Consider the following 25,754-nt stretch of genomic DNA (forward strand, 5'->3'; position numbering starts at 1 on the left):
ATACAACCGAATACGAAGCCCAGGGTGTGGACAGTAATGATGGAATTGGCTTGTGTTGCGGTGTGACTCTGGGTGTGACTGACGCCCTGCGAAGGGTTTGTCTTGACAATGATCTGTCCGCCGCGGCGCAGGCTGCACTAAACGCGGCGGCCAGGTGGACATGACCTCATAGGAGCCTGCTCGAAGAATCCCATTACTGTCTTGTCTGCCCACCCGGCCGGCGTGCCCCTAATGTCCCACCGCACGCAACGGAAGGCAGGGCCAGTTTCATCATGACAAACCAACATCTGAAAGTCATCGCCGGGATCGACACACACGCCGACACCCACCACGTCGCAATCATCGACGAGACCGGCAGACACATCACCGACAAAGAGTTTCTCGCCGTGGGTGCCGGCTACCGGAACATCGCGGCCTTCATCACCGGATTCGGCCCGGTCATTGCCGCCGGAGTGGAAGGCACCGGCAGTTATGGCGCCGAACTCGCCCGCGTCCTGACCGGGGAAGGCATCCGGGTCCTGGAAGTCATGCGCCCGAACCGGCAGGGCCGCCGGCTCAGGGGCAAATCCGATCCTCTGGATGCCTACCAGGCGGCAGAAGCCGCGCTGGCCGGCCGGAACGTCGCAACACCAAAATCCCGGAACGGCGCCGTGGAATCCCTGCGGGTCCTGCGCGCCGAACGGGCCACGGCCATGCGCGCCCGGGTAGCGGTCATGACCCAGATCAAAAGCATCCTCACCGCAGCCCCCGAGGCGCTCCGGGCCAAATACCGGCACCTGACCCGCGCCGCGATGATGACCGCGCTGGAGAAAACCCGCCCCGCAGGGGACCTGACAGAACCGGTGAACGCCACCGCGGCCGTGCTCAAACGCCTCGCCATCCGTTACCGCGCCTTGAACCAGGAAGTGGCCGTGATCGACGCCGAACTCGACGCGATCATCACAATCCATGCCCCGATGCTCCGCGACGTCAGGGGCGTAGGAACGGACGTCGCCAGCCAACTGCTGGTCACCGTCGGCGACAACCCCGAACGGGTCACCACGGAAGCGAAATTCGCCGCCCTCGTCGGGGTCGCGCCGATACCGGCATCATCGGGGAAAACGAGACGGCACCGGCTCAGCCGCGGCGGCGACAGGCAGGCCAACAAAGCCATCCACCACGTTGCCCTGGTCCGGATGAAAACCGACACCCGCACCAGGAACTACGTCGCCAGACGCCGGGCCGAAGGCAAAAGCACCAAGGAAGCAATCCGCTGCCTCAAACGCTACATCGCCCGCGAAATCTACGACCAGCTCATCCACCCACAACCGGCACCAGACGCCGGAGCCCTCCGCATATTGCGAAAGAGCAAGAACATCACCCTCCAAGCCGCCGCAGATCGCCTCCATGTCTGGCCCACATCACTATCCCGGCTCGAACGCGGACTAACCCGCCACGACGAGTTCTACCAACGCTACAAGCAGTGGCTCAGCTCTCCATCGGCAGAAACCGCCGGGACGGGCCTCTGCCTTGCGGATCTGACCCGCAGACAATCTGGCGTCGGGGAACAGGCGACAGGCTCGGCGCCCCCGCCATCCCTGCCGTCATGACCGGGGAAGCTCTGGGGTCAAGAGCGGCCGCAGGCCGTCGCGCAGCGATCGACAGACCCTTGACGCCGGAGCTTTCAGCCCCGGTAACCTCAACGACGCTCGGGGCGCCGAGCCCCTTGACGACAATAGGAGCATCACTGTCCACACCCTCTTTTGTGAGCGTTCTGAGCCACGACCCATCCGCGTGCGACGGTCCCTCCGGACGTGGAGAATCCCTCTCCACCGCCGGCCGCCACACCGCCCACATTCCGTGGCTGAGCCGGAATCCGACGCACGACTGGCCCGGCGCTTCTGTCCCCAGCAAGCCGGGGGATGGGATTCAATGAATGCCATAGCGTCGCAGCCTCCTTCGAACAGTCGCTCATGGGCGCGACAATGGAAGACGGCATGATCCGGACCTCGCCGCAACAGGGGTACCGAACAGCCAAGAGGCCCAGCGCGTTTGCAGCATGACGAATCGCAATTATCGGCTCTTTGACTTGGCCTGCTGGAAGGGGTCGTCAACGCCACTTGCTCCCCCCCTGTTTCCTTGGCTCGCTTCAGTTGTCGGTGACATCCCTAGCCAACTTCAAGGGGCGGGACGTAGCTTTTAGACACGGAACTCCGGTCTGCAGCTCTTGGCCAAGGTTTCGCTACTTGGACCGCCAGGAAAGGTCGGCGTGTTCGGGCCCTACTCGTGTGAAGCTTCGGCAGGAACATGCAGGGTCGACGGAATATCAACTATCGGCCCTTGAATTGCCTGGGAGAACGAATCCAGCGTTCACAGCCGGCCCAGGCTCCAACCCGTGAGCAGTAACATTGGGCGCATGGATGCCGACACAGGGTCAACGGCCGAACTGGAAACGGCATCGACAATTTTCGCTGAGGTCCGTCCTCGATTGTTCGGGATCGCCTACCGCATGCTCGGCAGTGTCAGCGAGGCGGAGGACATCGTCCAGGAGACGTGGGTCCGATGGCAGACATGCGACCGCAGCCTGGTTCGGCACGCCCCGGCGTTCCTGGCGACCACCGCCACCCGTCTTGCCATCAACGCCGGGCAGTCGGCACGTGTCCGTCGTGAGACGTACGTCGGTCCCTGGCTGCCCGAGCCTGTGGACACAAGCGCCGACCCCGAACTGGGCGCCTTGCACGGTGAAGCGCTCGAGTTTGCGGTGTTGCTGATACTGGAAAAGTTGTCGCCGACCGAACGGGCGGCCTACGTGCTGCGGCAAGCGTTCGACTACCCGTATGAGCAGATCGCTGAGGTCATCCAGCAGACAGAAGGGAATGCCCGCCAATTGGTCAGCCGGGCGCGCAAACGCCTTGCTGAGGAGAAACGCGCCGAGGTGAGCGTCAGTGAGCAACGGCAGCTGCTGGAGGCATTCCTTGCTGCTGCCCGGACCGGAAACCTGGCAGCGCTGGAGGCACTGTTCGCCGCCGACGTCGTCAGTTACTCCGACGGCGGCGGTAAGGTCCGGGCTTCCAAATTCCCTGTTGTCGGACGGGAACGGGTCGCGAAGTACTACCAGGCGTTCGCGTCGCGTTTCTGGCTTGGTGTCGATACCCAGCCCTTTATGGCCAACGGCCGGCCTTCCGCGCGGCTGGCCCAGGACAGTGTGGTGTTTGCGGTGGTGACTCTCACTGCGTCTGCCGATGGTATCGACCGGCTGTTGTGGACGATGAATCCAGACAAACTCTCCGGCGTGACAAGGGTTGGCGGCTGACGCAATTTTCCAAAGCCTGTCACAGATTGGTGTGATCTCCGGTCATAGCTGGTGGACGGAATGCCACTGCATTCCGCTAAGCCTTTATCGGAGGGAAGATCATCATGAAGATCGTTGTAATCGGCGGCACTGGGCTGATCGGCAAGCAGGTTGTGGAGATCCTCAGCAGTCAGGGCCATGAGGCTAAAGCGGCGTCCCCTTCCACCGGGGTCAATTCCGTGACCGGCCAGGGATTGGATGAGGCGATGGTGGGGGCGGACGTAGTCGTCGACTTGACGAACACCGCCGATTTCGATGAGAAGGTGGTCGTTCCCTTCTTCTCCACGTCATCCCGCAACCTCCTCGCTGCCGGGAAAAGGGCCGGCGTACGGCATCACGTGGCCCTGTCAGTCGTGGGAACCGACCGCATCGGCGTCGGCTACTTCGCCGGAAAAACCGCGCAGGAGAAGGCAATTAGGGAAGGCGGAGTGCCATACACCATCCTGCGGGCCACTCAATTCTTCGAGTTCCTCCCGATGATCGCCGATGCAGGAACCCGCGACGGGTCGGTTTACGTGACAAGTCACCTGATGCAGCCGATGGCTGCTGCCGACGTTGCCCGCATTGTGGCGGAGACGGCCCTCTCGCCCGCGATTGACGGCGTCCTTGAAATGGCGGGCCCTGGGCGCGCAGGACTTAATGAATTCGTGGGTCGTGTTCTCGCTGCCCGCAACGACTCCCGCCCAGTGGTCACTGATCCCCAGGCCGGCTACTTCGGCATACCAATCGAAGAGACCAGCATCGTTCCCGTGGGTGAATCCCGCATCGGGGACATCACCCTCAAGGAGTGGCTGAATGCGACCTCCCAGCCCGGCCTGTAGCTCGTTACAAGAAGTTATTGAAAGGAAGATCATGAAGATCGTAGTTATCGGCGGTACTGGCCTGATCGGCTCGAAACTGGTCGGCAGGCTCCGCGAACACGGACACGAAGCAGTGGCCGCCTCCCCTGACTCGGGGGTGAACACGCTCACCGGCGAGGGCCTCTCAGATGTGCTGCAGGGAGCCGACACCGTAGTCGATGTGTCGAACTCACCCTCGTTTGAAGATGCGGCCGTGCTGGATTTCTTTACCACCTCCACCCGCAACCAGCTCGCCGCCGAGAAACAGGCCGGTGTCGGGCACCACGTCGCCCTGTCGGTCGTGGGCACCGAGCGCCTGGCCGAGAGCGGCTACTTCCGGGCGAAAATCGCTCAGGAGAAGCTCATCAAGGAAGCGGGCGTCCCGTATTCGATCGTTCATGCAACGCAGTTTTTCGAGTTCGTCAAGAGCATCGCCCAGGCAGCGACCGAGGGAAACACCGTTCGGCTGTCACCCGCCCTGATCCAGCCCATGGCCGCCGAAGACGTAGCCAGCGCTGTTGCACGCACCGCACTCGGACGTCCACTAAACGCTACCGTTGAGGTCGCCGGCCCCGAGCAGTTCGGTCTCGACGACCTCATCCGCAAAGGCCTCAGCTTCCATGGGGACCCCCGCGAGGTCGTCACCGACCCCACCGCACGCTACTTCAACGCCATACTCCAGGACGGCGAACTACTTCCAGGAATCGACGCGACCATTTATAACACCCGCTTCGAAGAATGGCTGAACCAGCAGTAGCGGACCCCGCGGGGTGTCCTTCACAGAGGACCGTTGTAAGGGCACTCCGCGCCCAGCTATTCGGTAGAACGCGCTGACCAGAGCCCGGTCGAGGAGCTCGCCCATGCCCTTCGCACCGCTCTTCTTGCTCCGCGGGATCAGCACCCACGGTTTTCCCAACCGAGGCAGGCTGACGGAGTCTCGATATCGGTGCTTGAAAAATAGGCGCGGAGTGCCCGCAAAAAGGGCTGATTGCGGGCATCTATCAGGGCCGCTTTCTCCCCCAGGTGCCGGCCGTTGCACCCATGGACGCTTCCGCAGGCAGGCGTTACCGTCGAGGCGGACGCAGAAGTTCCAGGGAGGAAGGGCGGCACCATGAGCAGTCCCGCTACCGAGAATGAAGTCCGGGCCGCCGTGGACCGGGCCACCGACGAAATGATCTATATCGGTCCGAGCCATCCCTACTACCCCTTGCTCGCGGCCCTGGTGTCCGCGGTCGGAAAGGCGTGGCAGCAGGGGTTTGAGCAAGGCAGGCGTGGCAGCCACGAGCCAAACCCCTATACGTGGGCGCGGCGCGACGAATAACGGTTGCCCCGCGAGGTCCTGGACAGCGGGGTGAAGTCTGCGCGGATGCTGTCCCGGATGTGCTCCGGGACAGCCGGTCAATAGTGGGGCTCAGCCCTCACATTCAACACAGTAGGCATGGTTGTCCTTCTCGCGCGCCTTCTGCGAACGGTGGCGGACCAGGAAGCACGATTAGCAGGTGAACTTGTCGTCAGCCTGCGGGATGACCTGCACGACGAGTTCTTCGGCAATAACTCGCCGCCAAAGGTCGGGCCGTCGAGGGCGTCCGCTCTTGAACCACAGACTGCGCGTCCGGTGCTTTGGCGGACTTCAGGGCTTCGAGTGAGTTTTCCTGGGACTCCTTGAAGTCGGTGCGCAGTTCGTCGTAATCGGTTGCCACGGGAGGCATCTCTTTCTGTTGGGGGTTTACCGGCCCCGCAACGTACAGGACATGGGAAGAATTCCCCGACTGGGCTCTGCCGCATGGTGCAGCAAAGCGGTGCCCCGCCTCCCCCTGGGAGCGGGGCTTCGCTATACCTGTCTCGTTTACCCGATCTTGTCGGTCGTCACATCTGGCGTCACCACTGGTGGGCGACGTCGATCACGAGCTTTGATCCGCTGCCGGGACCTGCAAGGGTGTAGACCTTGAAGGGTAGCCGGGCGCGGACGCCGAGGCCCAGGGTGGTGTGGCCCTCAAAGCTGCCTGCCCAGGCCACCTGCCTGAACGTCTTGTACTTCGAAACGTTGCTCACCTCGGAGCGGTTCGCCGGTGCGAAGGTGGCCTTGCCCGTGGCGCTGTCATAGCTGGGTTAGTGGGCCGTGACCTGCAGGAATGCGCCGCCCCTCAGCTTGATGGGCAGTCCGGACCCGTCCTGTACGACCCTTGAGACGTAGCGGACGTTGTAGCCGGCTGCCTTTCCCTTGATGTCGATCACTAACCGGTCGAAGCAGGTGTGCTGTCCTGAGCGTATGTTGGTTACTGATGCGGCGCTCATGGCCTGGTTGGACTTGGCCAGTGAGCTCCAGACCAGTCCGCAGTAGGAAGTGGCCGCGGAGGCTGGCCCCGAAGCCAGGAGGCCCAGCCCGAGTGCGATGATGATGGCGGTGAGCCAGGCGCTTAGTATTTTCATGTGCGTACCCCTTGTGGGTGTGAGTGACGGGATGACTCCAGCGTAGGAGCGCCAACAGCCCGCGACGAGGGATGTTTCCGGTTCTTGGTGCAACCGTTAGGCGACCGGGAGTCCAATCACGGGACCGTGATTCCGGGGCGCATTTCGGGGCCGTCGAAAGACGTTTGTGGCCCTTTCTCCACACGGCTGTTACCGCCGGTAACGGGCAATACGCACGGTAGGCAAGAGCAGGGCACTCCGGGTCCGTTATTGGCACTCGGGATCCCTAGCCGTGGCACACAGTTCCAGTCGGACGCTCCCACCTGAACGACATCCGCTGCGGGAATTCAACCTTCGCGCCAGCACCGGCATCGCCTGGGAAGAAGGCAACAGCATCAAACCGCCCCACTAGCCCGGTTCCGCCCAGCGCATGCAGTGCTGCGGCCACATGCCGACCGGCTAGTTCGTGCCTGCACCGATCAGGCGGCATTGGATAAGCGCATCGGAAGCAGAGAGCCCTGCGGTAGTTCCCCAAAGATTTACGGAATCTTCATTATCGGCGCTTCTATGGTTGTCAAGGCAGTAATGGCTGGAGGCTGTTGGCATTGAGTGTGCGGTAGATCCGCCGGGCGAGGTAGCGTTTCACGCACTGTCTGATCTCTTTCTTGGTCCGCCCTTCGGCCTGCCGTTTTGCTGCATATGCGATGGTTTCCGGATCGAACGCCATCCTGGTCAGAGCAACCATGTGAAGGGCTTTATTCAGAGTCCTGTCGCCTCCGCGGTTGAGCCGATGACGAACGGTATTGCCGGATGAAGCGGGAATGGGGTTGACCCCGGCCAGAGAAGCGAAAGCCGCCTCGGAGCGTACCCGGCCTTGATGCGACCAGGCGGTGAGACAAATAGCTGCCGTGACAGGTCCGAAGCCGGCTTCCTGCAGCAGCGGCGCGGCTTCGCTTACCTCAACCAGTTCGGTGATCCGGGAGCCGTTTGCCTTGATCTCCGCGTCAAGGTCGCCGATGCGCTTGGCCAGCCTGACGGCTTCAGAGCGGGCCACCGACACCGCAAGAGGATCTTCACGGGCCCGCCATCGGGACACCTCCAGGATCTGGCTTCTGGTCGACGAGCTGCGCGCATCGAAACCCAAATCATTGGTCCGCAGCAACGCAGTTAACGCGTTCACGGTCCTGGTCCGGTCGGTTGTCATCGAATGCCGCGCACTGATCAGGACACGCAACGCTGCGCGGACCCCTTCGTTCAACCGTGGCCGGCGCAACATATCCTCTTCCAACGAAAGGACCGCAGAAGCGATCCGGTGCGCGTCCAGCGGATCCGACTTACCAACCCCACGACGCGGCAAAGCATCCATACGCGCAGCCTCGGCCACCTGGTAACCGGCAGCAGCGACAGCCCCGGCCAGCACAGCACCGTAGGAAGCGGCGCCCTCGATCACCCACAGAGTCGCCAGATCCGCTTCGGTCCGACGGGCGACCCAAGCAATAGCGCGACTGATGCCTGCACCGGTCGCCGGGAAATCCCGGCTATCGATCCGTTCCCCGCTGGGCACGGCGATGATGGCGAAGACATGCTTCCGGGCGCGGGTATCGAAACCCACGACAAACGGGTGGGTATACGCAACGATAGTCATAACGGTTCTGGCACCTTCCTCATTCAGCGGAAATGATCGGAGCCGTTACGGGCCGGTACCAGTCCGGGTAGAGGTCACTTCGGAACAGCACTGTGACGAGCCACGCCCCGCACGGAGGCGGACAATCTTCTGATCAAGTCACCGAGGTGGGCCGGGCAGGTGCCGGCCGCCCACCCAGCACACGGACATGTCGATAGCAGGACACCCCCGGACGGGGCCAAGCGTTCAGATGAGTCACGACCACCGGGTGGAACGGCCTGCACTTACTCTGCCAGCCAGTCACAGACCAGCCACCCCAATCCTCACAGGCGTTCAACTAACGGGAGTAGAAGTAGCCGCGAGACCATGACGGACATCGGTGTGCTCTCCAAGAAGGTTCAGTTCCGACGTCGCCGGCCACCCCTTGAACTGGACCCGTCACCGCGGTCTGGCGACTCGAGTCTCCAGTTTCCGTGCGGAGCGAAACGGATGCCATTTGCCCTGCACATACCAGGCAACCACTTGCTGGCGTATTTCTGCACGTCTGGATCGTCGGCGACCGTTGCGAGCATAGGCCTTAGTCGCTCATCCACCGATACGGCTTGATCCCCGTTCGTGGGGCGGGAATGCCGAATCAAGAAAAAGGCTATTAGCCGCTGCTCACCCCGGCTGTACCTAACTTCTCCTCGACGTCCTTTCTTCTTACCGTCAACCAAATCCTTGATGACCGAAATGTAGGCTTTCGCCAACTCCGTGCTATGGGGCTTAAAGAGCTTGCCAACTTCAACATTCGCATCGGTCTGCAATCGCAAGGCGATGGCTGGCCTCAGGTTTGACTTCCTGTCCGCCGCATACCAACCTGCGTCAAGAAACATATCGACGGCCAAGAGCCCATGATCAGTGACAATTTTTGCTACTACAGCATGGCCCAGCTGCTTGGAAAAACTCTCAACTCGACGGTGCTCGCGTCCGATGCGGGTCTGATTTCCCAAGTCGCCCTCATCAGAATGCTTGAGGACACGTCGGGTACCAGCTTCTCCTTCCTTTCGGAAGAATTTTAGAAGCTCAAGTAGCCAGATGATCACAGATTCATTGAAGAGCCTGTCACCAGTTTCTACGAGACTTCTGACAATCGGTCTTGTGTCCCCGACATGGTCAACGTCGAAGAGAGATAGCAAGACCGAAGCGTATTCTCGGCGGGTGACAAGTTGCGGAGCGGATATTACTTGTGCCGCCATGTAGGCAAAGTAGTCTCCCAACCCCTCTTCACCTAAGACCGAGTAGTAGGGGGCGAGAGCGTAGAGTCGCTGATGACAGCGCCACTGTTCAGATGAGGCCAAACCAACAAGCCTCAGGAGCGCAAAGACCTCACGCTTGGAAGCCAATCGAAGTTGGCCGGACCTCATCAACGCTGCAAGAGCACTTTGTGCAGCAGCAGGCGCCCAAATCGCTGCCAGAAGGAGCGGTGGTTTGGCAAGATTTGGACTTCCTGCCCACTCTGTCCAGATGCGCCTACTTTTCGCTTCAGCGTCATTATCCCAGGGCAGGAACTCCAGATAAAACTCACAGACTGCCTCTGCGAGCCAATCCCCATCACTCGCCAATTGCCCCCATTGCAGCAGAATGGTTCCCAGCGCGCCTGGGGCTGCAGTTGTGCTTTCTCTCTTTGTAAGTGTGCGCGAAATATGGTCTGCCCATACAGGCGCAATGGATGGATGCATGTCAAATTGTTCGATGCCATCCTCATCCACGCCCTTACTCAGCCTGGATAAGAGCCCCGCATCCACCAGAAGGCCAAGGAAGTGCTTTACATCAGAGGGCTGGCTCAGCTCCGGCAAGCGTGCATGCTCACGGACATAGGTGAATATTTCTTCCTCGGACACACGCAATTGTGACGGCTGCTCAGCCGTTCTCCGCACGAGCAGGCCAAATACGCGTCGAATCGCATCTTGTTCTGTCGGGAGTCGCGTTAGGCTTGCCATGCAAGCATCCCAGTATGCGCGAACGAAGTCCTGGTGATTTAACCCGACGTCCAGACTTCGCGACCTCGGTCCAGTCCTTTCAAGGCATAGCCACGCCGGCAACGGATTACACAGCAGCTGCAAGCCTTGATCGAAGAGCGACGAGTCTCGCTCGACTTCCCGTAGCTGCGCGTCAAGGTGGTCGTCGTGAACCGAATGCAGTACTCCAAATCCGACCCGATGGCGGAGATTGTTGGCATCCAAATCGAGCCAACCGACTCCTGCGTTCTCTGATGGCTGGTAGGCGTACTGCAGCCAGAACTTCTCTTGATGACGATGCACGATGCTATCAAAGTGAGAAACATCGGCGGTAACAATCCATCGAATGGAGGGAAAAAGCGTGCATTCGGCTACTACCTGCTCGAAGGCTTGTAGCAAGTTGCTGTTGGCCTCGGCTGCAGTATGAAAGTCATCTAGGATGATGACTAGGTATTTATGGAGCCGCGTCTCCAGGTGCTCTGCCAAATCCGCGATTCTTCCAAAGTCGACGTCCAGCATCGCATTGGCCTTAGTCAGAACATCGACTTCAAGTTCCGTCGAGTGAGTCGGCGTCAAGTTGAGAATCAGTCTTTCCTGGTCCAGGCTAGAGGACGCCTCGATCTCGTGGATCAACCGGGACTTCCCCGCACCCCAGCTCCCCATAATCGCCAAGAGCGCCCCGTATTTTGGATCGTAACACTCAGAGTGGAGTAATCTCGCAATACGCCTGGCGTTAGCGTACAAATCCATCCGCGTGCGGTCCGTACCGTCCTTACGGGACGCCTCCTGTAGTAGCCTTCCGAATGTAGACGCCATCTTTTGAAAATCAAACCGGGTAAAGGCGTCACGTATAGTTTCATATGTACCGTTCCAAGGGATCTCACCGGCCTTCTGGACGAAACTTTCCAGTTCATTAATCGACGAGGAATAGTGCCTCAGCTTCTCGATTTTCGATTGCTGGTCCGTGCGCCAATTGTTTGCAAAGTAAGCCTCACTGATAGAAGATGCCTCAGAATTGATAAACGCTTCTCGGCCCCGATTCCTGTTCCTGTAAGTCGCAAGCCGGTGTTCTAGCATCACCTCCTGCGAGGATTTATAGGGTTCTGTCTGCGGTATGACGGCAAGTGCCTTCGGATCGCTGACACCAAGGGCGTCCCAGAATCGAGCTTGCCGGTCAGTGGAAAGCTGGTCAATGGCAGACAAGGGAGTGAACCCCAGTGTCGCGGCCCCCTCGAGTTCGTTGTGGTGCCGTATGACGCCAATTACTTGTCCATGCTCGTCAGCGATAACGGCGCCCGACATGCCGCTCCATGGCTTTTTGGTCAATTCGTCCGAAGGGTAAACCACCATCTTGAAGGCCGCATGTCCTGGTTGAAGCCCCTCCGAACCGGTTTCTAGCAAGCCGTCCAACATTGGAATCTCGCCCTCAACATGTGCGGAGCGGCGCATCCGGCCGGCACCCACCTTAAACTCGGGAAAACCCACCGCGGTGCAGGAACGAATGACGCTATTTCGGTCCTGACCGAGGAGCGCAACGGGCAACATACCCAGCGGTGGTAGCCCGCTAACGCTAAGCACGGCTAGATCTATGAGATCTGTCCCGCTAGTCACCAGCACGGATGCCCTGAGTTTCTGTCCCCGGAGCTCTACAGAAAGTGCCGAAGACCGAGCGACATGATTGGCGGTCAGAATACGAGCGCTGCCGTCTGAACCTGTGCCTACGTATAGCCCAGAACCAATATGTTCCGTCCCCGACATCCAGTATGTAATTAACGCGATTCTGTCGGCACCTATTGGTGAGGCGTGCGCCACTATCTGTGGCCACCCTCAACCATGTCTTGAGAACGACGGTCGCCTTCGTCAGGATTTCTCTCACCCTCAATCAGGGCATCTATTTCATTTCCGTCAGCATCAACAAATATTGGTTCTAGTTCCAATTTTAGCGATTGCGTTGTTATGCTTTCCCGCGAATATTCTGCATTCGCCTCCACTACCCACCATTTAATGCCGCCGCCTAAACCGGCCTTATTTGTCACTGCGACCTCAAGGTTCAGCTCAATGGCGGGCACCCGGAAGCGCATGTCACGGTGGGAGCTAGTGAGCATCGCCGTGTATAGCTCATTACGTAGCGATTCAATGGCATCTGCCAAACCCACGAAACCATCCGGTTCATGCTCCTTTGACGTCATTGTCATCCCCTTTTCGCTCGCATTGAGGCAAGAGTGCCTATAGGAGGTCTATCCTTTCGCCAATTGATTACTGGGTCAATGAAGTGGGTGAGGATTACGTCCTACTGTCACGAGCATGAGAGACGAGATCTGGTCGCGGCATTGGGCACGGCAAGCGGCTTCCGCCGAAATCGTCAGACTTGCACGGTAGAAGCCGGCGCCCCGCTAGCCGCGAAGTCCCCGTTATCGGCGTTCTCCCCGAGCCGTCATTACACGGGAGAGGCATGCATCTACTTGCTCGGCTTGGTTCACCCCGAGCGATGCCCCTCGTCCATTCGGCAGGCCTCAAAGACGATCTCGCCGGCACGAGCCTTTAGCTCTTGACCCTCGGAACACGTCAAGCTGATTTGACGAAATGGATGATAATGCAGTGTCCGTCGAGCAAGCTCTTAACAGCGGTGATGTCCGCGAATTGCTCAAAGTGTGGGAAGACTTCAACCGCGGCGAGACCTGGCGCGAAATCTCAGCGACCGGCAGCGACCAGGCGCGGGAGGCCGCGGCACAGTTCCTTGCGCAGGTATCAGAAGTCGCAGCGCTGGAAGGGCTGCGTGCCAACGCGAAAGCCGTCGAGCAGCTCACGGGAAGGCGCTGGTACGTCATGAAAATCCGCCGCGAAGGTGGCGCGACCTGGGCCCAAATCGGTGAAGCGCTCGGGATCACGAAACAAGCCGCCCATGACTTCTACCGCCGCAAAATCGAAAAACAGGAAAAGTACCTGTCAGACCTGCACGACGCGGCAACAGCTCGTGCAGTCCTTGAAGACTGACAAACGCCGACGACGGCACATTCCAAGCGCGCTACACCCTACAACAGTCCGCTGGTGTCGGACCACTCCCCTAGATCGACGAAATCTCCATTATCGGCGCTTCTATGCGCCTCGTTGCAGACGCAGCACGGCTCTCCGTTGAATGCGGCGCGAAAGTCCTCAAGCTCCAGTACCCAGGATCCGCCGAAGCCAGCGCCGCAGTCACCGAAGCCGCCGCAGGGGTTCCCTGGGCAGTGCTATCAGCCGGAGTCGACCACGAGACGTTCATCAAGCAGGTAGAGATCGCAGTCGCGAACGGAGCAGGCGGCGCCATGGCCGGCCGCTCGCTGTGGAAGGACAGCCTCGCAGTCTCATCCGAGACCCGTGAGCAGCTGCTAACCACGCGGGCGCTGCCCCGTCTGCACGAACTCGAAGCCGTCGTGGACGGCACCCTGGTCGCCTCGTAACCATCGAATCGGTGCCGGCAGCCGCACAAATGAAAACCGTGGCCGCCGGCACCTGAGGACGTTCGGACAAACCAAACCCATAACAGCTCATTGTGGAGACGTAGGCGCGCCGAGCTCGGTACTGGCGCAGTTTCAGTCGCGTAAGCCGGTCCCCTGGTGCAACACCTCACAGCAACTCCCCTGCTGGAAAAATCCGCGTGAATACGGCCCTCTCGATAGCCATATGCCCTGCCCCACTTACAACCCGCTAAGTGTGCCATTAGGGCTACTCCGGCGAGCCTACTCGGCCCTCACTCGTACGCCAGGACGTCCATCAATGCACGGGCGCACTGTCCGGCTTCACCGACTTGCGGTACCCCGGCTATCGTGCCCGCGAAAAGCGCGGCCATGCCCACCACGGCACGCCCGCACCTCATCGGCCATCAGCGAAGCCCTCTGCAGACACACGAGCTCTCATCGACTTCGGTCATGCTGCTGTCCACGGCATGGGCAATGAAGGGACATGAGCAACCAGCCAGGCAGCAGGCACTACCGCTCGGGATGGCGCGCCTCCAAACCCCGAGCGTCATGCTGTTGTCCAGCACGGAGGCAATGAACAGGCATGAAGAATACACAGTGCAGCCGGCACCTCACCACGGACACCGCCCAAGGTGCACAGAGTCATGCAGTAGACGCCGGAGGTAACGATGAAGAAACAGGAAGACAGCACGAACCGGACAGGAGCAAACCCAGTGAAGTACCAAAAACCCGAAACAGAAAACCGGGCCAGATTTTTCTCAAGTCGTGCCGCCCAAGCGCTGAACGTCCATGAACAGGTAACGAAGAACGCACCGTCGATTCAGGCAGGCAAGGAGGCACCCGGCCAGCAATGAAAAAGGCCCCCGAAGGGGCCCTTCACAACACAACTTGTCCACACTCAGAGGCTAAAAAGCCCCTGACCAGGGATAACACGTGCCCAAGGTGGGACTCGAACCAGCCGCTCCCCCCGTAAATCCGCCGCTCCCCCGAAAACATCCCCAATCCGAACCAGTCCGACGGCGATACAACCGAATCCGAAGCCCAGGGTGTGCATGTTGTGCACACCTCTTTTTGAGCCTTGGAGCACTAGGCAACGGCGCCGAGACCGATTACATCGCCGCTTGAGGTGCCCGCTCCTCCGGTCTGGAATGCAAGACACCCGCCAGCCTTGGGCGGCGCTTACTCAAAGCCCGTCTTCGACGCATGTTTTGCTTGGTATCTGTTGCTTCTGGATCGCAGATACAAAGCGCTCACTGCGCCCACGACTACGGGCAACGTTATTCCTAACGGCACTGCCCATTCGCGAACTGCCACGCCTACAACGTAGAGAACGCCGACATTTACCTCAATGTCCTTCCTATAAGTCTCCACTTCGTACTCTCCGCCCCTAGGCAGAGGTGCGATCAGATGCAGGGTCAGGGTCCGTCGCCCTGATTCCCGTGGCGTGATGAACCATCCCCACTCCCCTACTCCGTCACTTGGCAGGGACATCAGTCCTGTGGTATCACCACGCCGCCTGATATCAAAACCTAAGCCTGTCAGATCTGCCCGCATTTGACTGCAGAGCTGAGGGTGTTCTGTTACCGCTGGCCCTCCCGAGGGGAGACCTGAACTAGGGTTCTTTGGCGAGCCTTGTAATGCGACGCGAAGAACAAATTCGCGTTCCTCACCTTGCCACATTGGTGAAGGCGGCTGATAGGCGATTGTTCCTTTGAGGCATTTCTTTAGGTAAGCACTGGTTTCATCCCCGACGCTGCCTGTCGAAGTCGGCTCAGGATTTGTTGATCCAGACGACCCACTGGCCGTGGGCACAGCTGAGCCGCTGGATGGTGACGGTTCCCTTGTACTTGGCAGCACGGAACCGCTCCCCGTTGGGACAGGTGAACTCGTCACGCTCGCTGTACTGGACCCTGGTAGGGCGCTCGTGGTGGAACCTGGCAGGTCCTCGACCAACACAGGCACCGTGACGCTCTCTCCATTGGCATGGGTCAGCCTCACAGAGTGCCAACCAGCGTCCTTAAACTCGTAGGCGAAAGGACTTCCACATGGCAGCTCCTGGGACGGGCTTCCATCGCCAGGATCCCACCTGCATACTTCATTTGCTCTATCAGTGTTTTTCACCCTAAAAGTGCAGCTCAAATAGGTGCAGGAGGGCTCAAAACTCGCAGCCACTACCCCGGCGTTCGTCGGAGCTGTATTCGTTGCAGGAAAGTCGGGGCGGCCTGTTGGCGTTTGCGCGACTTGCGAAGGTGAAGTGCCGGACGTGATCTCGGTACCATCCAATGATCCTGCTATGGATTCGAGGCTGAATACGAAGAGTGAATGAAAGGCAAGAAACGCGATAAGCAGCCCAATTGCTAGCATCCTCGCAGCTATCTGGACGCTACGGTCTTGACTCCTCGACACTTGAATCATGTCGGCTCCCATGGGGAAGGAAACTTCCACTCCCCCAGTTCCTGCATTGTGCCCGCCACTTATCTACAAGGTCAAGACGCAAAATTTCAAGCCGCAGACCGGCCTGGGGTAGGCCAGCGAAGACGGCGTCTGAGCCTTGTGTCATACCACCACGGCCCTCTACACTTCCGTGTCGGCGGACTTCAAGCAGAAGACCATCCAGAAAATGATCGCCCAGCGGCCGGGCACGGGCGACGGTGAGGGGAACAGTCGTGGCTGAGCAACGACGGATCGGCCACCGCTGGAACCTCCGGCAGCTAACGGCCCAACGCAACCTCTGGAAGACCACCGAACTTCTCCCCCTGCTCAAAGCCCGGAGCATCAACCTTTCCACGCCCAAGTCCACCGCCTCGTGACCGGAACACCCGAGCGCATTCCCGCCCAGACCTTCGCAGCAGTCTGCGAGATCCTCGAATGCACGCCCAACGACCTGTTTGAACCCTTCGTACAGATGCGCGCCGCCAAGACCGCCAACGCCTCAAAACGGCCAGAAGACCCGGGAGTTACACCTGGCGCGCCGCTCCCCCGCCGGCTCCGCGTTCTGCCACCGGACGAAGATGACTAGGCCCCGTAAAGCCGGCGACACCGCACAGTGGCCGGAAACCTACGCCCGCTGCGCCCAACACCACAAGATCGCTGTCCGTTGGCCCGACGGCGGAATCTGCGGCTACTGCTACCAGCAAGCAAAAAGAACCCGCGGCACCTGCGCCTGCGGCCACGAAGGCGTGCTCCGTGGCCGCGTCGACACCCTACCAGCCTGCCGCAAATGCTCCAGGGTCCGCCTCAACGTCGACTGCATCGGATCCGGCAAAGAAGACGAACTCCACTCCGGCAACCGCCGCTGGTCATGCATCCCTGCCATGACCGTCGACCGGATTCTTAGCCCACCGGACAACCAGCCGCCTTCCCCGGACTCCAGACAGTTGGCACCGCTCTGAAGTCCATGAAACGCGCCAACAGCGGACTCACCTGCATCCAGCAGCCACACGTCACCGAGTTCCTCCAACAACTCGCGATCGAGCCTGTGATCACCCATGCCGGCCCCGACGAACTGCCGGCATCGCGCACCCCCGAATACGTCCGCGGCCTACTGGTCGAACACAATGCACTGCCGCGACGCGATGAACTCAGCACTAGTTCAGCGCCTGGGCCGAGCAGGCCCTCGACCGGATCACCAGCCCGAGCCACCGCGACACCACCCGCGGATACATCCGCTGGCACCACCAGCGCCGCATGAACCAGATGGACGAAGTCACCCGAGGAACGTTCCTGCGGACCAAACAAGCAGTCACTGTCGCCATCTAACCGCGAAACTGGCTGACCGAACAAGGCATCGAACTGGCCGGAGTGAATCAAGCACACCTGGGCCGATGACAGGCTGAAGGCCCCACGACACGAGGCATCGCGTCAGGCTTCCTGGACTGGGCAATCAGGACCAACCTCATCGACCCGTCCCTGAAACTGCAGCCCCACCGCCGCGGCACCAGCCCGCGGCTCGATGCCGCCAGCCAAACCGAACTCGTCACCAATCTCAGCCACGGCCGACACGAACCCTAGACACCGCGCCGCAGCCATCCTCATCCTGGTCTTCGGCCAACAAGTCGCCGACATCGTCCAACTAACTTGGGGCAACGTCACCGTGACAAAGGACCTCGTCAGCATCACCCTCGGAACCGTCGAAATCGCACTTACGGCACCGCTTGATGAGCCCTGGCGCGAACTCGCAGCCACGCCAACCCATCAGCAGACAGCAGCCCACCCCAACAGCAACTGGGTATTCCGAGGAGGCTTACCAGGCCAGCACCTCCAGGCGTCAACCCTCACGGAGCAGCTCAGCGCTTCGTTCAGCAGCAGGGCGGCGAGACTCGGAACCCTCCACGAACTCACCAAATTCGCCCCCGTGGCAATCATCGCCGAAGCCCTTGGCTACTCCCCAGCCACAATTGATCGCCACGCACTGGCGGCATCGGCAAACTACCTGGATACGTGTCGGCTCTGACACAATCACTCCCCGCTCAGAATTTACCCGTGGGCCACTAGATATCGAGTAGCGAAGGATCCTCCTACATGTCCTCGTATCCGGGCGCCACGAGGAATCGGGTTCCCGGTGGTAGATGCATCAGGTGGACAATCTCCGGGCATTGCTCCAAGAGATGAGACGCGTGCCATGGCTGGAAAAAGTCATCATCTGCCAAAAGTTCGCCCGTCCAGACGTACCAACCACTTGTGCCATCAGCGGGTAGGTGACGAAGCCCGTGCACGGGCCAATCCCAGTCGCTCGAGACTAGGGATCTTGACGCACGAGCACGTCATCCTTTTCAATTGCCGGCATAATGCCATTCTTCCCTGAAACCATGGCCGCAGGCGGAATCTACTCGTCCCACATCAACACGTCCCGCGACCGTCACCGACAGATGATACGCCCCCGGGACGAGTAACCCTCGGCTTAATCGAGGAGTCGGCGGCCGCCCTGACGCCCCGCCGGCGCATCGCCCTCGTGGAGGCCCCTGTGCTTTTCGCTGACCCCAAGAACCGGCCTCTCCACGAAGGAGTCGTACAACCGGGAGGCTCGTCGGGCTACTCGGGGAGACCGGTGCAGCCCTGTGCGCCCTGGAAAGGGAAACAACTTGAAATTAAGCCGAGATCTCATAGCTCCGCTCCGGCTTTGCAGCTTGTCCTAGCAATCTTATTGAGCCGCTGAGCACCGTGTTCTGTTACGCCACTTGCCAGCATTAACACGAGATACAAGCCCTTTTACCTGTGCACCCGCAGGTCGGCGTTTGATACGGGCGGCGAGTGGCCGAAAACGCACTGATTCTGGGCGTCAGCACTGGTTGCCAACCTTCGACCTGCGTAGGTCTATATGCCTCCGGGCGGCAACGCGGTGTCGAAGCGCAATCCACTAGATCCTTCCCCTTGTCCAATTCGGACACGGCGGCCCATCCACAATACTGTCCCGCCGCCCGCAGTACGGGCCAGCTGAAATGTCTTGGTTACGACCGCACCCTCGCGCGGCACCTCCGCCTCTGCAATCTGGAGACGGTCTGTGGCACGGTTCACCGCCGGATCAGATAACAGTACCGTTCCCATTGGATGGACCAGCCGAACAGATCCGTCGGGTGGGAACTGCAGCATGGGCCTTCGCTCCAACACATGGTTCGAGGTTGGATTTTGCGGTTCACTGCGCACTGGCACCAAGGGGATCCAGTTTTCGGGCACAGGGGTCATCAGGCGGTAGACGATCCTCGCGTCGCCCAAATCTTCAGGTTCCGGCTGGGGCAACGACACTCTTGCTGCCTGTCTAGAACGCGACACCGGTTCCCCAGAGCCCCACCCCGGTACGATCCGTTCCACTGCCCAGACGATATTTGCCATCTCGTCCCGAAACAGTGCTACTTCTTCTAAGGGCTGTCCTTCCAGAACCTTCGGGGCCGTTGGTTGCAGCACAAACATTCTGGACAGGCGGGAGTTGTCTGTGAGGGGGGTCGACCGGAAGGCTGCCCACCCCGGGTTGGTCGACTCGGCGGCCGGATCTACTTCCACTTGGACGGCAAAGGTGTCGTATACGGAGAGACGGTCCACCCGAGTCACAGTGCCGTAGGCCAGCTTGAGCGGCACTTGGAACCAGTCGACGCTGAAGGCCAGCGCAAATTCGGCGACGGCAAGCCGTACCAGGTCAGTTCGGCCCGCTTGGACACCTCCTAAGTAGACCGCAGAGTCCTCAAACCCAAAGAGCCGGTTGCTGGGCATGCCAGCAAACTGTACGGGCGCTGGCAGGGTCGTGTCCCGGATCTGTACGGGTGCAGGAGGGGCTCCAGGCAGATCGGGCTGACCGGGTACCGAATCTGACAAGTTTCCTTCACGCAGGTCACCATGAAACCAATCCAAGGCGCCGCCTGTGTACTCATCCATGGCAAGCACCACTGGCCCGTCGCTGAAATCAGCTTGGACGCCGAAGCTGTACTCTAGGCGGTGCGGATTCCAGGACGACCCCGTCCCGGCAGCGAACATCGAAATTGCCCAATTCCGCCAATCCGCTACAAGGGGCAGGGCAGCTGCTGTTGCATTGACGGCTGGGGGCAGCCCGGACAGGCCGCCCGAACCGTCGTCGAACGAATCCAAGGCGGACAGCACCGCGGCACCATCGGGGACCCGTCCGGCGGCAAGGCGCAGGCGGGCATCTCCAGCCGGATCCTCGGGCGCGCCGTCTGGTGTCGCAGGTGGAGGAAATTCTTCGATGAAGGCGTCAGCAGCCTCATGCAGACCAGCGCCGCGCAGCAGCCGCGTGAGGTGCAATCCCCATTGGGTTCTAAGCCGGAGGGCCAGCACTGGCGGGACTTCTGCCTCGGCGCACACCTCCAAAGGCATTGATGGCTCCCCTTGAGCCGGTAGCCGGACTGTGACAGTGCCGGGCGAGTCCCGCTCGGTGCCGGAGCGGAACTGGCTTAGCGGGGCGGATTCCGCTTCGACAGTGGCCCGGACGGGTGATCCCGCATCCTCACCGTGCAGCTCGTCGAACTGCCATTGGCGCCCGAGCATCCATAGTGGATCGGCGACGTGCGCCTGTGCCCCGGGCAGCAGGTCTCCGCTGGTGAGGGTTAGGGGCTCCAGCCGGGACCAGCTGGGAATCGCAGGCTCGGCCCGCCACTTCAGGAGATTGGCATCAACGGTGGCCCGTACGTCGTTCCAGTCCGGCATGTTCACTGGCATGCTATTTCACCATCTTCCCAAGAATATGGTCGCGCACTAGGCCGCCGGCTTTCATCTTGGCAACTTGCTCCAACAGTTCGCGCAGCCGGATGCCTGGTACATCGCGGGTGTAATTGTCGGGGAGAAAGAGTGCGGGAAGGAAGGTGGCAAAAGAGGCCAGCTCCTTACTCCCCAAGGTCCTCAACTGGGCCAGGTCCATCGCCTCATGAATGGAATCGGCCAGCATTCCCAGATCCCAGGGTCCGGGCAAGGGCTCTGGATGAACCGCCAACAGCATGGCTTGTGGCGCCCTCGCCCCCGGTGCATCGTAATGGAAGGCCACGGATGTGATCTCCTTCTCCGCCGGGATGGACTCTGTCCACGCATCAACCATCAGGCCGGCACCGCCAGCGGCAGCGTCCATGCCGTCTGGTGCATGGAGCACCACTCCCACCGCTCCATGCGCAGGCGCCGGGCCTGCGTCGAATGGCAGTCCGATCCATCGTGAACCCTGCCTGTGGGGAAGCTGCACTAGAGACAATTGGGCTGTCACATTGGAGCCGCCGGCCTCTGCGTGGACCAACAGTGCGGCGAGTGGGTCCAGAGCTGGACGGACCAGGGCCGCGCGATGCAGCCACGTCAGGAGCGCTGTTGGTTCCGATCCGGTGAGGGCCGACCGATCGGACAGGGACGCCGCCAATGGCAAGGGGTCAATAAACCGGAGCACCGGCAAGAAGGGCTGTCCATTGCCCAGTAGCATCCTGACCACGCCTCTAGCCCGCAGCAACTGGGCCGGTTCCGTCTCTGGCTGTGGGGACGCAGGTGACGCGGAACCCGCAGCCGGCGGCGCCCCCAGGGACGCAGCGCCATAGGGGGCCGAGGGGGTGCTTCCAGCCACACCGCTTTGCGCGCTGCTCGCCAGGATTTCTTCGTCCGATGCCCCAAGGATCGCGTCCGCGGCGGCTAGGGCCGCCGTCATGCGCTCCAAGATAATTTGGGCACGCGCCGCTAAGTTCAACTGAGCGGAATCAGGACCGTCCTCCGGCTGCGGGAGTGCATCCGGGCCGGCCATGACCATGACATCCGTCAGCGCGGCTGCTACTGCGCGATATTCGGTGGAATCCGGTGTGCCCCCCACCGGAATCTCCGCGGGGACAACGGCCCGCAGCGCAGCCAGCGCATCGGCCAACGTGTGGATCAAACCGCTGGCGGCTTCCCTGACCCGGTCTGCCCGGTCGGCCGCCTCGTCGCCGTCCACGGCGGCCGCCGAGGTCTGTGCTCCGGCAGAAACGTCTGAGGCCGAGGTCAGGTCGGCGGGTTTGAGGGGTGCCGCGTCAACAACGTCGGCCGCCCAGCCTGCCAGATCAAGCAAAAGGGCCATGCTGGGGGCAAGGATCTCCAGCCGGTCAGTAGCCAAGGGCTCAAGCTGCCCTGCCTTCACCTGGGCACGGAACGCTGCACTAAACCTGAGTTCCAGCTCGCTCGGCTGGCCCACTCCCGGGCGGCGGGCTGCCAACACCGTCGCCAAGGCACTCAAGCCCAGCTCGTCCAAGCCTACGGCCTGAAGTGGGATGGACAGGGGTAAGCCGACCGCTTCCGCCGGGGGACGGATCAGTTGGGCCTGGATCCGCCATTGGGAGGGTCGTCCCAGCACCCTACCCAGCCAGCGGTCTAGGCGAGGCTCCGCGATCGACACCAGATCTTCGGGCCAACCTGACCCGGGTGTGGTGCCATCGGTGGGAAGCCAAACACCTGTGCGGTGGAGAACCTGCGGACCGCTCCGGTCCGTCGATACGAACTCGGGTTGGGGTGGGCGCCCCTGCCGGTCATGGGCGGCCAAGGCCGCCGCCGAACGATCCAGGTTTCCGGCGGTTGCCTGGTGCACAGACTCGGCCACCAACACATCGCTTATCGCATCTGCAAGCGCCGCAAGGTCATCAAGGACGGCGCCCACGGCAGTGCGGTCCGCCGCTGTTACCTGGGCATCAGCCAAAAGGCCTGCACCGTCGGTGGACCACCGCGCGAGCAAGGCTACACCGTCGACCACGTCCCGGGCAGCAATTTTTTCCACGGGCTCCTGCTCCCCCGGGCCGTCCGGTGCATCGCTGCGGAGCGGGCAGGCCAACCGCAAGGGCAGAATCCACTGTGCAAGCCGCACATCTCGGTCCTGCAATGACCGCTCAAAACGGTAGCCTAGCAGGGCGGCCAGACGCTGCCCCGCGGCGATGCCGTCGATGACAGCCAAGGCTTGACGAACCCGCTTCGAAGACAAGTCGAGATCGAACACCTTTCCGTCCTCTCCGCGGTGCGACTGCCTGGCGCTGCGCATCACCGCCAGGGAAGCCGCCTGCGCTAGTGAGGGGGCATGGACAAAGCCCATGCTTTCGGGCGTGGTGCCATCGGGGTGCAGGTCCTCCACTACGCCCCATCCACCCACGTGCAGGCCAGCGGGCTTCCCCTCCCTGTTGGTTGCGAGCCGGTCAGCGGCCAGCGACGTGATCCAGGCATCGAGCCGGGTCGAGTACAGGTCAAGTGTCCCTCGGAAGGCCCACTCCAACTGGTCGGCGGGAGCCTCCTGCAGGTTCGTGACGTCGGTGGCAAAGCGTGCAAGTGTATGCAGGGGGTCGGCAGGGGCCGCCCCTACTACGTCCAGTTTGCCTAGTTGACTGCGAAGTCTTGCCGCCACCAAACCGGAAATGCTCTGCTGCCCCGTCAGGGCCGGAATTACCGTGGCTGCGAATTCCGCAGGCGTGGTCGGGACTGGAACGCTTGACCCTGGCGCGGCCGGTGCAACAGCTGTGGATTCGACCCGAAGCGTGTAGGGGATCTTGTCGGAAGTCCGATTGATATAGTTCAAAAACTCTTTTGAAAGGCCCAACCCCTGCGAGCCGTCCCTGATGACTGATGCTCCCGCCGCATCTAGTTCACGGACTGCAGCATAGGCCAGGAACGCCTCCAACAACGCCACGGAGTTGGTGCGGCCGTCCAACAGCGTTCGGCCATCATCGCGCGAAATCAACGCCAGTAGTTCCGCCAAGTAGCCGGTGCCGACGGCTTTTGGATCTTCGGGCGTGGGTTCGGGGCGCAGGACCATAGGGACGTCTAGCGGATGGTCGCGGTCATCATGGGTCAGCTCAGACAAGAGCGTGAGCTCATAGCACTGCAGCTGCGCAAGGATTGTGGCTGTGATATCCCGCTGAAAGGCAGCCAAGCGATCCCAATAGACGCTCATGTACCGCCGGTGGACCGGCCCAATAAGCTGCCGAAACGTCAGCGACCAGGGCACCGGTGTTCGCTGCAGAAGAGCCAAGAAGGTGTTATCAACGTCCTCTCGACTGGAAATGTGTGCCAGCCGGGGAACCTGTGTCACGAGCGGTTCGGCGAGGGTACGGAACGCCTCACTGACCCGATGGATGCCTGCGGCAGCCCGTCGGCCTTGGCCAGGATTGTATCTGGCGCGAGCTACCACCGGCAGCACACCGTAGGGCTGTGCTCCTATGCGAAGGGTTGGAATGGGTCCCGAGGCCCGGAGGTAGCTACGCGCGTGGTTACGCAATGCGGCATTCAACTCCGGGTCCTTGGCCACCGGGTCCAGCATCTCCGTGAGGTAGTACCCCGCAGTGGCCGGCCATAGTGCATCCACGAGTGCGCTGTGCCATGCCTGCTCCCGTAGCGCCGCACCCGGGATGGCGGACAGGGCCTGTTCCGGCAGACCAAGGGCTGCTGCCGTGACTGCCGCCGCTGAACCGGGCGGCAGCTGAGCCGGTACCTTGTGCGGTGCGTAGGCCCGTGCCGCGGTCCCCACCGAAGTCGAAAATCCACTGCGGTCCGTACTGCTGGAGTTCGTTGGGACGCCTTGGGGGATGAATGCCAGTTGCCCTTCGTCAGCTAGCGAAGCCAGATGGTCTTGGACGGCTTCCGCCGCCTGTGCCGGATCCAACGTCCAGTCCACGCCAAGGGCAATTAACCGGTCTACTCCATCGGCAAGTCGGACACCCGCCACAACGTTATTTTGTGTGACCGTTACCAACATGCCGTCCTCTTCGGCCTTTGTTGGATCGTGGAGCCACCGAAGGCCCGGTTCATCCGGGATGCCTCCGGTTTCGCCAGGCTTACCCGGATCCGGAGAGGGGCCAGCGGCCAAGCTGTCCGGAACTGCGGATCCCCAGACCCGGAAGATCTCCTTGTGGACACCTTTGGGATTGCGTCGGAAACCCAGAACGCACCAGCGGTCCGGCAGGAGCGTGGCCCGGGCCGCCTCGCTAAATTCCTGTGCCCTGCGTGGCAGTCCATCCCACTGAGGTAGTGGGCTGTTGTCATCGGCTGGTTCACCGAGATTTTTGGGCGGGTAGGTCCGCACAAGAAATGCGGCCCGGCCCGGACGGAAACGGCGGCATAGCTCCGACCAGGCTTCATCGGCCAGCCGGTCACCAGCCTCACTGCCGCCGGGCTCCGCCGACGTGGCACGTTCCGGCCACCGGTGGGTCCAGTACCAGCGCAGCCCGGCCTCCTCGTCCGCCGTTAACGCCAAGTCATGGGCAGTTATGTGCGCCTGGTCTGGAAAGATGCGTACTTTGAGCGTCTTGTTGGAATCAAAGAACCGGGTCTCGAGACGCACAGGCAGCATGAGTACCGGGTGCTCCCCGGAAAGAGAGCCCACCGCGGTTTCCGGGGACACCAACCCCAGCAATTCCTCCGAGAGCCTGCCGACCTCTGCTATTGCCCGATGCCGGGCCTCCTGTGCTGCCATCTTTTCGCTCGATAGACGAGCGATGAGGTCTTCTGCGGCCATGATGGCACCCAGATCGCCACGGTTCTGGGCAAGGACGAGATCTGTACGGGCCTCGGACAGTTCCACGGCCGTGGCGCGAACACGCTCCGCTTGCACTCTTACGATTGCCCGCGCGGCCGTGATGCTTGTGAGGTCCAACTCAGGCATGGTGTTCTCCC

19 protein-coding genes and 2 pseudogenes are annotated in these 25,754 nt (G+C 61.2%); 12 read left to right on the forward strand and 9 right to left on the reverse strand.

The window, feature by feature from the left end; all coding sequences use genetic code 11:
- Positions 1–272 precede the first annotated feature (272 nt).
- The 5 genes from ABIE00_RS14025 (at position 273) to ABIE00_RS14045 (ending at position 5,491) form a co-directional block, all read left to right on the forward strand.
- Entirely contained in the window at positions 273–1,589 is a 1,317-nt protein-coding gene (locus ABIE00_RS14025) for an IS110 family RNA-guided transposase (protein ID WP_354260771.1), read from the forward strand.
- 785 nt (positions 1,590–2,374) lie between these two features.
- Positions 2,375–3,292, forward strand: a complete 918-nt coding sequence (locus tag ABIE00_RS14030) for an RNA polymerase sigma-70 factor (RefSeq protein ID WP_354261207.1) — start codon at positions 2,375–2,377, stop codon at positions 3,290–3,292.
- A 104-nt stretch (positions 3,293–3,396) separates the two neighbouring features.
- The gene (locus tag ABIE00_RS14035) at positions 3,397–4,152 is read left to right on the forward strand and encodes an SDR family oxidoreductase (protein ID WP_354261209.1); all 756 of its coding nucleotides are present in this window, start codon (positions 3,397–3,399) and stop codon (positions 4,150–4,152) included.
- A 31-nt stretch (positions 4,153–4,183) separates the two neighbouring features.
- Entirely contained in the window at positions 4,184–4,927 is a 744-nt protein-coding gene (locus tag ABIE00_RS14040; RefSeq protein WP_354261211.1) for an SDR family oxidoreductase, read from the forward strand.
- A gap of 354 nt (positions 4,928–5,281) precedes the next feature.
- Entirely contained in the window at positions 5,282–5,491 is a 210-nt protein-coding gene (locus tag ABIE00_RS14045; RefSeq protein ID WP_354261213.1) for a hypothetical protein, read from the forward strand.
- Between the two features lie 90 nt (positions 5,492–5,581).
- Here the strand turns inward: ABIE00_RS14045 and ABIE00_RS14050 are convergent.
- From ABIE00_RS14050 to ABIE00_RS14075, 5 genes and pseudogenes are all read right to left on the reverse strand, one after another.
- Positions 5,582–5,870, reverse strand: a pseudogene (locus ABIE00_RS14050) (DUF4193 domain-containing protein).
- A 178-nt stretch (positions 5,871–6,048) separates the two neighbouring features.
- A pseudogene (locus ABIE00_RS25970) lies at positions 6,049–6,600 on the reverse strand (AMIN-like domain-containing (lipo)protein).
- 553 nt (positions 6,601–7,153) lie between these two features.
- Complete coding sequence (locus ABIE00_RS14065) at positions 7,154–8,224, reverse strand: IS110 family RNA-guided transposase (protein WP_354261219.1); 1,071 nt, start codon at positions 8,222–8,224, stop codon at positions 7,154–7,156.
- Between the two features lie 377 nt (positions 8,225–8,601).
- Positions 8,602–11,961 (reverse strand): S1 family peptidase, encoded by a 3,360-nt coding sequence (locus ABIE00_RS14070; RefSeq protein ID WP_354263363.1) that lies wholly within the window; start codon positions 11,959–11,961, stop codon positions 8,602–8,604.
- Between the two features lie 53 nt (positions 11,962–12,014).
- Positions 12,015–12,392 (reverse strand): trypco2 family protein, encoded by a 378-nt coding sequence (locus tag ABIE00_RS14075; protein WP_354261221.1) that lies wholly within the window; start codon positions 12,390–12,392, stop codon positions 12,015–12,017.
- Positions 12,393–12,786: 394 nt separating this feature from the next.
- On the opposite strand from ABIE00_RS14075, the gene ABIE00_RS14080 reads away from it, so the two are divergent.
- From ABIE00_RS14080 to ABIE00_RS14105, 6 genes are all read left to right on the forward strand, one after another.
- Positions 12,787–13,197: a hypothetical protein gene (locus tag ABIE00_RS14080; protein WP_354261223.1), complete on the forward strand. Its 411-nt coding sequence runs from the start codon at positions 12,787–12,789 to the stop codon at positions 13,195–13,197.
- Between the two features lie 104 nt (positions 13,198–13,301).
- A complete protein-coding gene (locus ABIE00_RS14085; protein WP_354261225.1) occupies positions 13,302–13,643 on the forward strand; it encodes a hypothetical protein in 342 nt (113 codons plus the stop codon).
- Between the two features lie 686 nt (positions 13,644–14,329).
- Positions 14,330–14,515: a hypothetical protein gene (locus ABIE00_RS14090; protein WP_354261227.1), complete on the forward strand. Its 186-nt coding sequence runs from the start codon at positions 14,330–14,332 to the stop codon at positions 14,513–14,515.
- 1,812 nt (positions 14,516–16,327) lie between these two features.
- The gene (locus tag ABIE00_RS14095; RefSeq protein WP_354261229.1) at positions 16,328–16,471 is read left to right on the forward strand and encodes a hypothetical protein; all 144 of its coding nucleotides are present in this window, start codon (positions 16,328–16,330) and stop codon (positions 16,469–16,471) included.
- Entirely contained in the window at positions 16,468–16,680 is a 213-nt protein-coding gene (locus ABIE00_RS14100; RefSeq protein WP_354261231.1) for a helix-turn-helix domain-containing protein, read from the forward strand. Before ABIE00_RS14095 ends, ABIE00_RS14100 begins: the two co-directional genes overlap by 4 nt.
- Positions 16,673–17,053 carry a hypothetical protein gene (locus ABIE00_RS14105; protein ID WP_354261233.1) on the forward strand — a complete coding sequence of 127 codons (381 nt, stop codon included), beginning with the start codon at positions 16,673–16,675 and terminating at the stop codon, positions 17,051–17,053. The genes ABIE00_RS14100 and ABIE00_RS14105 overlap by 8 nt, the downstream gene beginning before the upstream one ends.
- A 195-nt stretch (positions 17,054–17,248) precedes the next feature.
- On the opposite strand, the gene ABIE00_RS14110 is transcribed toward ABIE00_RS14105, so the two are convergent.
- A complete protein-coding gene (locus tag ABIE00_RS14110) occupies positions 17,249–17,371 on the reverse strand; it encodes a hypothetical protein (protein WP_354261235.1) in 123 nt (40 codons plus the stop codon).
- Between the two features lie 242 nt (positions 17,372–17,613).
- On the opposite strand from ABIE00_RS14110, the gene ABIE00_RS14115 reads away from it, so the two are divergent.
- Entirely contained in the window at positions 17,614–18,114 is a 501-nt protein-coding gene (locus ABIE00_RS14115; RefSeq protein ID WP_354261237.1) for a hypothetical protein, read from the forward strand.
- Between the two features lie 64 nt (positions 18,115–18,178).
- Here the strand turns inward: ABIE00_RS14115 and ABIE00_RS25975 are convergent, their stop codons facing one another.
- From ABIE00_RS25975 to ABIE00_RS14125, 3 genes are all read right to left on the reverse strand, one after another.
- A complete protein-coding gene (locus tag ABIE00_RS25975; protein ID WP_502914217.1) occupies positions 18,179–18,376 on the reverse strand; it encodes an immunity protein Imm33 domain-containing protein in 198 nt (65 codons plus the stop codon).
- A 598-nt stretch (positions 18,377–18,974) separates the two neighbouring features.
- A complete protein-coding gene (locus tag ABIE00_RS14120) occupies positions 18,975–20,825 on the reverse strand; it encodes a hypothetical protein (RefSeq protein ID WP_354261239.1) in 1,851 nt (616 codons plus the stop codon).
- A 1-nt stretch (position 20,826) separates the two neighbouring features.
- Positions 20,827–25,743, reverse strand: coding sequence for a hypothetical protein (locus tag ABIE00_RS14125; RefSeq protein ID WP_354261241.1), 4,917 nt, complete (start codon positions 25,741–25,743; stop codon positions 20,827–20,829).
- Positions 25,744–25,754 lie beyond the last annotated feature (11 nt).

Origin of the sequence: Arthrobacter sp. OAP107, from assembly GCF_040546765.1 — a bacterium.
GTDB lineage: Bacteria > Actinomycetota > Actinomycetes > Actinomycetales > Micrococcaceae > Arthrobacter.

What these genes read in the sequence shown, in the direction of transcription:
- ABIE00_RS14080 (WP_354261223.1), top strand. Translation starts at nt 12,787, where the DNA reads ATGGATGATAATGCAGTGTCCGTCGAGCAAGCTCTTAACAGCGGTGAT.
- ABIE00_RS14115 (WP_354261237.1), top strand. Translation starts at nt 17,614, where the DNA reads ATGCCGCCAGCCAAACCGAACTCGTCACCAATCTCAGCCACGGCCGAC.
- ABIE00_RS14090 (WP_354261227.1), top strand. Translation starts at nt 14,330, where the DNA reads ATGAAGAAACAGGAAGACAGCACGAACCGGACAGGAGCAAACCCAGTG.
- ABIE00_RS14105 (WP_354261233.1), top strand. Translation starts at nt 16,673, where the DNA reads ATGACTAGGCCCCGTAAAGCCGGCGACACCGCACAGTGGCCGGAAACC.
- ABIE00_RS14085 (WP_354261225.1), top strand. Translation starts at nt 13,302, where the DNA reads ATGCGCCTCGTTGCAGACGCAGCACGGCTCTCCGTTGAATGCGGCGCG.
- ABIE00_RS14125 (WP_354261241.1), bottom strand. Translation starts at nt 25,743, where the DNA reads ATGCCTGAGTTGGACCTCACAAGCATCACGGCCGCGCGGGCAATCGTA.
- ABIE00_RS14070 (WP_354263363.1), bottom strand. Translation starts at nt 11,961, where the DNA reads ATGTCGGGGACGGAACATATTGGTTCTGGGCTATACGTAGGCACAGGT.
- ABIE00_RS14035 (WP_354261209.1), top strand. Translation starts at nt 3,397, where the DNA reads ATGAAGATCGTTGTAATCGGCGGCACTGGGCTGATCGGCAAGCAGGTT.
- ABIE00_RS14025 (WP_354260771.1), top strand. Translation starts at nt 273, where the DNA reads ATGACAAACCAACATCTGAAAGTCATCGCCGGGATCGACACACACGCC.
- ABIE00_RS14045 (WP_354261213.1), top strand. Translation starts at nt 5,282, where the DNA reads ATGAGCAGTCCCGCTACCGAGAATGAAGTCCGGGCCGCCGTGGACCGG.
- ABIE00_RS14065 (WP_354261219.1), bottom strand. Translation starts at nt 8,224, where the DNA reads ATGACTATCGTTGCGTATACCCACCCGTTTGTCGTGGGTTTCGATACC.
- ABIE00_RS14075 (WP_354261221.1), bottom strand. Translation starts at nt 12,392, where the DNA reads ATGACGTCAAAGGAGCATGAACCGGATGGTTTCGTGGGTTTGGCAGAT.
- ABIE00_RS14040 (WP_354261211.1), top strand. Translation starts at nt 4,184, where the DNA reads ATGAAGATCGTAGTTATCGGCGGTACTGGCCTGATCGGCTCGAAACTG.
- ABIE00_RS14120 (WP_354261239.1), bottom strand. Translation starts at nt 20,825, where the DNA reads ATGCCAGTGAACATGCCGGACTGGAACGACGTACGGGCCACCGTTGAT.